We start from the raw sequence: 7,500 nt of genomic DNA, 5'->3' as shown, positions 1-7,500 counted from the left end.
TCCAGTTAAGCGTTGCAGACGCATATCTAAAATTGCTTGCGCTTGTTTCTCACTTAAACCAAAACGTTCCATTAAGCCTTGCTTGGCAATATCCGCCGTTTTTGAACTACGAATTAACGTAATAACTTCATCAAGATGATCTAAAGCAATTCGTAATCCTTCTAAAATATGAGCACGTGCTTCTGCTTTTTCTAATTCATAAGCAGTACGTCTACGAATTACTACCTTCTGATGCTCTAAATAATGATATAGATTTTGTTTTAAATTTAGTACTTGTGGCTCCCCATTTACAAGAGACAACATATTAATACCGAAACTTGTTTGAAGCGCTGTATGTTTATATAGATTGTTTAATAGTACGTTTGCATTAGCATCACGACGTACTTCCATGACAATACGCATACCATTACGATCTGATTCATCACGTAAATCTGTAATACCTTCAATTTTCTTATCGCGAACTAATTCTGCGATTTTTTCAATTAATCGTGCCTTATTAACTTGATAAGGTAGTTCAGTTACGATAATAGATTGTTTACCGTTTGACTTCTCTTCAATTTCAACCTTAGCACGAAGCATAATGGAACCGCGACCTGTTTCATAAGCTCTTCGAATTCCACTTCTTCCTAAAATTAAACCTGCCGTCGGAAAGTCTGGACCAGGAATATATTCCATTAATTCCGCGATAGTAATATCAGGATTATGACTTAATGCCAGCACACCATCAATTACTTCGCCAAGCTGATGCGGCGGTATATTTGTTGCCATACCAACAGCAATACCTGTTGTACCGTTTACTAATAAATTAGGGAAACGCGCTGGTAGTACTATCGGTTCTCTTTCGGAACCATCATAGTTATCTTGATAATCAATTGTATTTTTTGAAATATCACGTATTAATTCCATAGAAATCTTAGACATTCTTGCCTCTGTATAACGCATTGCAGCTGCTGAATCTCCATCTACAGAACCGAAGTTACCATGCCCATCTACAAGCATATAACGTTGACTAAAATCTTGCGCCATACGTACCATTGTTTCATAAACGGCTGAATCACCATGAGGGTGATACTTACCGATTACTTCACCGACAATACGTGCTGATTTCTTATACGCTTTATCAGCTGTAATTCCTAAATCATTCATCGCATATAAAACCCTACGATGCACAGGTTTTAATCCATCACGAACATCTGGTAATGCACGAGATACGATAACACTCATTGCGTAATCTAAAAATGAGGTACGCATTTCATGACTAATATTAATTTCTCGAATTCGTGCTTGTTGTTGATTGTCTGACATCAACGAGCACCTCCTCTTACATTTCCGTTACACATACATTGATTTATATGTAGAAGACAGGAATACTTAGATTCCTGTCATTACTCATTTAAATATCAAGGTTCTTCACGTATTTTGCATTCTCTTGGATAAAGTTACGACGTGGCTCTACTTTATCCCCCATTAAAATTTCAAATGTTTCGTCTGCTTCAATTGCATCTTGAAGGGAAACTTGAAGTAATGAACGTACTTCTGGATCCATTGTCGTCTCCCATAGCTGAGTTGGATTCATTTCCCCTAGACCTTTATAACGCTGAATCCCTGGCTTAGGTTGGGCCGGTAATTCTGCTAAGATTTTTTCAAGTTCCTTATCGTTGTAAGCATATTGAATTTTTTTACCTTGTTGTATTTTAAACAACGGCGGCTGTGCAATATAGATATAACCACACTCAATTATTTGACGCATATAACGATAGAAGAACGTTAATAATAGGGTACGAATATGTGCACCATCAACATCGGCATCGGTCATAATAATAACCTTATGATAGCGTGCTTTTTCAATATCGAAGTCTCCACCAATATTTGTACCAATCGCCGTAATAATTGTACGAACTTCATCATTTGATAAAATCTTATCTAAGCGTGCCTTTTCCACATTAATAATTTTACCCTTCAGCGGTAAAATTGCTTGGAAATGACGATCGCGTCCTTGTTTTGCAGATCCACCCGCAGAGTCACCCTCTACGATGTAAATTTCACTAATTGCTGGATCTTTCGAAGAGCAATCAGCTAATTTACCAGGTAAACTTGAAACTTCTAACGCACTCTTTCGACGTGTCAATTCACGCGCTTTTTTCGCAGCTACACGTGCACGTGCAGCCATCGTACCTTTTTCTACAATTTTTCGCGCTACATTAGGATTTTCTAGTAAGAACTTTTCAAACGCCTCTGAGAATACAGACTCTGTAATTGTTCTCGCTTCACTATTCCCAAGTTTTGTCTTCGTTTGTCCTTCAAATTGTGGATTTGGATGCTTGATTGATACAATTGCTGTTAAACCTTCACGAACATCCTCACCAGTTAAATTACTGTCCGCATCTTTTAAAATGCTATTTTTACGACCATAGTCGTTGATTACACGAGTTAAAGCTGTTTTAAAACCTACCTCATGTGTACCACCTTCATACGTATGGATGTTATTCGTAAATGAGTAAATATTATTTGTGTATCCCTCGTTATATTGAAGAGAAACCTCAACCTGAATACCATCTTTTGAACCTTCTACGTACACAGGCTCTTCATGAATCGGTTGTTTTGAGCGATTTAAATGCTCAACGTATGATTTAATTCCACCTTCGTAATGGAATTCTTTCTTTTGCTTATGTTCACGTTTATCTTCAATTGTTAATTTAATATTACGATTTAAAAACGCTAATTCACGCATACGAGTTGCTAGCGTATCAAAATCGTATACTGTTGTTTCTTGGAAAATTTCCGGATCTGGTTTAAATCGAGTTATTGTTCCTGTTTGATCTGTGTCACCAATGACTTTTAAATCCGCAACCGGAATACCTCTTTCGTATTTTTGGTAATGGATTTTACCTTCACGATGTACAAATACTTCTAATTCTGTTGATAGAGCATTTACAACCGATGCCCCAACACCATGTAAACCACCAGAAACTTTATAACCGCCACCGCCAAATTTACCACCGGCGTGGAGAACAGTCATAATAACTTCTACAGCTGGACGTCCCATTTTTTCTTGTATACCAACCGGAATACCACGCCCATTATCCGTTACACGAATACTATTATCTTCTTCGATACTAACATTAATTTCATCACAATAACCTGCAAGTGCTTCATCAATACTATTATCTACGATTTCCCACACAAGATGGTGAAGCCCTTTTCCACTTGTAGATCCAATATACATACCAGGGCGTTTCCGAACTGCCTCTAGTCCTTCAAGCACCTGTATCTGACTTTCATCATATGCATTTTCTTGCATTTGCTTTTGTTCCATTGACACAAAGATCACCTACTTTTCCATTTAAACAGGGGTTATTCCCTATCTATTTCACAATCTACAGTGCCGTTCGTTACCTGAATTGTTTTCGCTTCTTTTAATGTTTCGTGTTCAATTCCGTCGACACTCGTCGTTGTAACAAATGTTTGCACTTTTCCTTGAATTGTATTTAAAAGATGTGATTGACGATAATCATCTAATTCTGATAAAACATCATCCAACAAAAGGATTGGATATTCTTTAACCTCTGAATAAATCAATTCAATTTCAGCTAATTTTAGGGATAGTGCGGTCGTTCGTTGTTGTCCTTGCGAACCAAAGACTTGAACATTTTTACTATTAACGAAGAATTGTAAATCGTCACGATGAGGACCAATTAAAGTCGTACCACGGAAAATTTCACGTTGTTTCACAGATTGAAAACTTTCATAGTATACTTCTTTTATTTTCGACAAATCCATTGATTCTGATACATCTACACTTGGTTTATAGACAATTTCTAACTCTTCTAATCCACGGCTTATACCTCGATGAATTGGAGCTGCCCATTCCTGTAGCAAATGCAAAAATTCAAAACGTTTTTGCAGTATTTTCGCACCATGCTCAATTAGTTGAAGTGTAAATACATCCAACATCGTTTCCTCATTCTTACTATTCCCTTGCATTTTTTTCAACAAGTGATTTCGTTGCGTGAGCACCTTTTGATATTGACTTAATTCATACAAATATACAGGAGCTATTTGTCCTAATTCCATATCTAAAAAGCGTCTTCTTACTTGAGGGCTTCCTTTTACAAGATTTAAATCTTCTGGGGCAAACATGACAACGTTCATCACGCCAATATATTGACTTAACTTTTGTTGTTCAAGTTGATTTAATTTTGCCTTTTTACCTTTTTTCGAAATATTTAATTCCAAAGACAAAGAACTGTTTCTTTTTTGTAATTTCCCCTTTATTTGACCAAAATCTTCATCCCAGCGGATAAGTTCGCGATCATTAGAGGTTCTATGAGATTTCGCCATCGCTAAAACATAAATAGCTTCCATCAAATTTGTTTTCCCTTGTGCATTTTCGCCGATAATTACATTTACCTTATCTTCAAAGGAAAGCTCTAATTTTTCATAATTGCGATAGTTTTTTAATTGTATTTCTGAAATAAACAAAGGGCTCCCCCTTTATGCCTGAACTTGGAAAGTTCCGCTTCCTGGAATTTCAATAACATCATTCGCATATAGTTTGCGACCTCTTCTATTTTCAAGTTCGTTGTTCACGTACACTTCATATTCTTGTAAAAACCATTTTACAGCGCCACCTGTATCAATTACATCAGCTAACTTTAAAAATTGTCCTAGTGTAATATACTCTGTTGAAATTTTAATACGTTTCATAAAATCGCTCACTTTCTGAAAGTGTTCATTCTTTCATTGTACTAAATAAACTAGCATTAGGAAAGTAATACCCAAAAATCAAATAAGGGCCACTAGCATCTTTAAACTAGCAACCCTTATTCCTTACCTAGTAAGTACGAACCGGTAAAATTAATTGAATAATTGAATCATCATTTACTGTACGAATTAAGAACGGTCTCATTGCCCCAGTAAAGCTAACTTTAATCTCTGTACTATCCAAAGCTTTTAATGCATCCATCATATATTTTGCACTAAAAGATATTTTTAACTCTTCTCCATCTACTTTTTCGCATTGTACTTCTTCGACAACTTTTCCGATTTCTGGTGAATTCGAAGAAATCTCTAGCATTTCTTGCTCTAAAGTTGATAATTTAACAACGTTATTGCGGCCATCTCTTGCTAATAGTGAAGCACGATCAATTGCTTGTAGGAATTCTTTTGTATTTACAAAAATATCCGTTTTACTCTCTGCTGGAATTAAACGTGTCGTATCAGGATAATTTCCTTCTAACAATCTTGAGAAGAATAATAAATGTTTTGTACGGAATAATACTTGATACTCCGTAATAACGATATCTACCATTTCTTCAGACTCATCTAAAATTTTACTTAATTCATTTAAGCTCTTACCTGGAATAACAACATTAGCTTGGAATTCATCTGCAATGTTATGTCCTTCAATTTTTGCTTTTCGAAGTGCCAGTCTATGACTATCTGTTGCAATACAAATTAACTCGCTGTTATATACCTTCCAGTTTACACCTGTCAAGATCGGTCTTGTTTCAGAAGTAGAAACTGCAAATACAGTTTGTCTGATCATATGCTTAAGTAAATCTGTTGGTATCTTAAATACATGATGTTCTTCAATCTGTGGCAATAACGGATATTCTGCAGAATCTAAACCATTTAAGTTAAACTCTGATTTTCCAGATTTTATTTTTGTCATAAAATGATTTTCTACAGAAATTTCGACAGTGTCTTTAGGTAGTTTTTTTACAATCTCACTAAAATATTTTGCCTGTAAAACAATGCTTCCTGATTGAGCAATTTCTACGATTCCTTTTCCATCTTCTTCGACTGGAATAAACGATTCAATAGAAATATCAGCATCGCTTCCTGTTAATGTAACCCCTTCTTCAGTAGCTACAACTTTAATTCCCGTAAGGATGGGGATTGTTGTACGAGAAGAAACTGCCTTCATTACATCTTGTACACCTCTTACAAGATAGTCTTTTTGTATTGTAAAACGCATAAAGAAAAACCTCCGGTAAGTATAAGATTTTATTTAATTAATAAAGATAAAAAAATAGTAGTAATAGTAATAGGGCTTGTGGATATGTGGATAACCCCTATAAAGGATGTAAAAACAGTCTATCTACATGTGGATAGACTGTGCGTAAAACAAGGTAAGTTATTCACACTATTCAGCTACTACTTTAAAATACCATTAATTTCTTCAACTTGCTTTTGTAATTGCGTATCGGTTTTTAGTAGTTTAGAGATTTTTTCATGGGCATGGATAACTGTTGTATGATCACGTCCACCAAATTCTTCACCTATTTTTGGTAAAGAGGAATCTGTAAGCTCGCGCGATAAATACATTGCAATTTGGCGAGGAAACGCAACTGATTTGGTACGTTTTTTCGCTTTAAAATCTTCTAATTTCACTTGATAAACATCCCCGACAGCTTTTTGAATATCATAAATAGAGATAATTTTTGGCTTAGAATTTGGAATAATATCTTTAAGTGCTTCAGCTGCTAAATCAGCATTAATATCTTTATTAATTAAAGATGAATAAGCTACAACTCGGATAAGTGCACCTTCTAATTCACGAATATTTGAATCAATTTGATTTGCGATATAAAGCATAACTTCATTTGGTATATCAAGCCCTTCAGCTTTTGCTTTTTTGCGTAAAATCGCAATTCGTGTCTCTAAATCTGGCGGCGTAATATCTGTAATAAGCCCCCATTCAAAGCGGGAACGAAGACGATCTTCTAAAGTCGGAATTTCTTTTGGTGGTCGATCACTAGAAATTACAATTTGTTTACTTTCTTCGTGTAATGCATTAAATGTATGGAAAAACTCTTCTTGAGTTTGTTCTTTTCCAGCAAGAAATTGAATATCATCTATCAATAAAACATCTACGTTGCGATATTTATTACGAAAATCAACAGCCTTATTATCACGAATAGAGTTAATAAATTCATTTGTAAATTTTTCTGATGATAAATATACAACTTTTGCATTTGGATTATGTTCAATTACATAATGACCAATTGCGTGCATTAAATGCGTCTTTCCAAGCCCAACTCCCCCGTAAATAAAGAGTGGGTTATACGCTTTAGCTGGCGCCTCGGCTACAGCTAATGAAGCTGCATGGGCAAAACGGTTACCAGAGCCGATAACAAATGTATCAAATGTATATTTTGGATTTAACATGCTCTGTGGTAAATGAGCTGAATCATCTTGTGCTGGATTCGGCTTAACTGGAGGCAGATCAATATCCTCTTCAGCTTGACTTTGAGGAATAATAAAGCGAATTGCTAATTTTGCCCCTGTTAAATCGTATAGTGTTTCTGAAATTAGTTCGGAGTAATGAGATTCTAGCCAGTCACGAGCAAATTCATTTGGAGCTGTAATCGTTAATACGTCTTTCTTCAAGTTATGAGCCGTTGTTGATTTTAACCATGTCTCATAACTAGGCTTGCTTACCTTTTTTTCTAATTCTTTTAAGGCACTATTCCATAAATCAGAGATATTTTCCAA

6 protein-coding genes (1 of these 6 only partly in view) are annotated in these 7,500 nt (G+C 35.4%); all 6 read right to left on the bottom strand.

All coding sequences use genetic code 11. From position 1 onward, the window contains the following. Positions 1 to 1,305: the 5' portion of a DNA gyrase subunit A gene (gene gyrA / locus DN407_RS00030; RefSeq protein WP_001282864.1), read on the bottom strand. It extends 1,167 nt beyond the left edge of the window; only the first 1,305 of its 2,472 coding nucleotides appear in the window; the start codon lies at positions 1,303 to 1,305; the stop codon falls past the left edge of the window. Positions 1,306 to 1,393: 88 nt separating this feature from the next. Further along, positions 1,394 to 3,316 carry a DNA topoisomerase (ATP-hydrolyzing) subunit B gene (gyrB, locus tag DN407_RS00025; protein ID WP_000435982.1) on the bottom strand — a complete coding sequence of 641 codons (1,923 nt, stop codon included), beginning with the start codon at positions 3,314 to 3,316 and terminating at the stop codon, positions 1,394 to 1,396. Positions 3,317 to 3,354: 38 nt separating this feature from the next. Continuing rightward, complete coding sequence (gene recF, locus DN407_RS00020) at positions 3,355 to 4,482, bottom strand: DNA replication/repair protein RecF (RefSeq protein WP_149215925.1); 1,128 nt, start codon at positions 4,480 to 4,482, stop codon at positions 3,355 to 3,357. Between the two features lie 12 nt (positions 4,483 to 4,494). Continuing rightward, positions 4,495 to 4,707: a S4 domain-containing protein YaaA gene (yaaA, locus tag DN407_RS00015; RefSeq protein ID WP_000821364.1), complete on the bottom strand. Its 213-nt coding sequence runs from the start codon at positions 4,705 to 4,707 to the stop codon at positions 4,495 to 4,497. A gap of 127 nt (positions 4,708 to 4,834) precedes the next feature. Further along, positions 4,835 to 5,980, bottom strand: coding sequence for a DNA polymerase III subunit beta (gene dnaN, locus DN407_RS00010; protein WP_149215924.1), 1,146 nt, complete (start codon positions 5,978 to 5,980; stop codon positions 4,835 to 4,837). Between the two features lie 179 nt (positions 5,981 to 6,159). Next, entirely contained in the window at positions 6,160 to 7,500 is a 1,341-nt protein-coding gene (dnaA, locus tag DN407_RS00005; RefSeq protein WP_000428017.1) for a chromosomal replication initiator protein DnaA, read from the bottom strand.

It is taken from the genome of Bacillus sp. JAS24-2 (genome assembly GCF_008274905.1).
GTDB classification, from domain to species: domain Bacteria; phylum Bacillota; class Bacilli; order Bacillales; family Bacillaceae_G; genus Bacillus_A; species Bacillus_A cereus.
Note: the sequence above shows the minus strand (reverse complement) of the source record. Positions and strands in the feature narration are given on the sequence as shown.